The organism is Cupriavidus sp. SK-3 (assembly GCF_000611145.1).
GTDB lineage: Bacteria > Pseudomonadota > Gammaproteobacteria > Burkholderiales > Burkholderiaceae > Cupriavidus.
In genome coordinates this window covers 650-1964 of record NZ_JFJV02000141.1, presented here as the reverse complement: position 1 = coordinate 1964, position 1315 = coordinate 650, and the positions used below count along the sequence as shown (strand labels likewise).

Genomic DNA, 1315 nt, shown 5'->3' with positions numbered 1-1315 from the left:
GGTTCACCACGTCGTTGGCGCCCAGCACCAGCACCACGTCGGCCTGGCCGAACTCGCTGTTGATGTCTTCCATCTCGAAGACCTGGTCGTAAGGGACCTCGGCCTCGGCCAGCAGCACGTTCATATGGCCCGGCATGCGGCCCGCCACCGGGTGGATGGCGTACTTCACCGTTACCCCCTTCTCGACCAGCTTTTCGGTGAGTTCCTTGAGCGCATGCTGCGCGCGCGCCACCGCCAGGCCGTAGCCAGGGACGATGATCACGGTCTCGGCATTGCTCATCAGGAAGGCCGCGTCGTCGGCCGAGCCGGCCTTGACATTGCGCTGTTCCGCACCGCCTGCCGTGGCGGCTGCCGCGGTGTTGCCAAAGCCGCCGAGCAGCACGTTGAAGAACGAGCGGTTCATCGCGCGGCACATGATGTACGAGAGGATGGCGCCGGAGGAGCCAACCAGCGAGCCGGCGATGATCAGCATCGGGTTGTTGAGCGAGAAGCCAATGCCGGCGGCCGCCCAGCCCGAGTACGAGTTCAGCATCGACACCACCACGGGCATGTCGGCGCCCCCGATCGGGATGATGATCAGCACGCCCAGCACGAAGGCGATCGCCAGCATCAGCAGGAAGGGCATCCAGGCCTGCGACAGGAAGAAGGCCACGCCGAAGCCGATCATCGCCACCGCCAGCACCAGGTTGAGCATGTGCTGGCCGGCGAAGGACACCGGCGCGCCCTGGAACAGCCGGAACTTGTAGCGCCCGGCCAGCTTGCCGAAGGCGATCACCGAACCCGAGAAGGTAATGGCGCCGACGAAGCAGCCGATGAACAGCTCGATGCGGTTGCCCAGCGGGATGTCATGCGAGCCCGCGGGCGCAATGCCGAAGGCGGCTGGCTCAGCCACCGCCGCCACCGCGATGAAGACGGCGGCCAGGCCGATCAGCGAATGCATGGCGGCCACCAGTTCGGGCATCTTGGTCATCTCGACCTTCTTCGCCACGTAGGCACCGATGCCGCCGCCGACCACCAGCGCGCCGAAGATCAGCGCCAGGCCTTCGGCGACCGATGACGGGTCGGCGCTTGCCGCCACGAAGTCGTTCTTCAGTTTGGCGATCAGCACCAGCGTGGTTACCGCCGCGATGGCCATGCCGGTCATGCCGAAGGCGTTGCCGCGCCGTGCGGAACTGGGATGCGAGAGGCCCTTGAGCGCCTGGATGAAACACACCGAGGCCAGCAGGTAGAGCAGGGTGACGAGGTTCATGCTCACGAGATTGCTCATGCCGCGGCCTCCTTGCCATGGGCGCCCGCGGGCTTGGCCTTGGGCTCC

General features: G+C 66.3%; 1 protein-coding gene. It reads right to left on the bottom strand.

Annotated elements, in window-relative coordinates:
- Window positions 1-1255 (bottom strand): NAD(P)(+) transhydrogenase (Re/Si-specific) subunit beta (locus CF70_RS15000; RefSeq protein ID WP_035866017.1); only part of this gene is annotated, 1255 nt, incomplete at its 3' end.
- Between the last annotated feature and the right edge of the window lie 60 nt (window positions 1256-1315).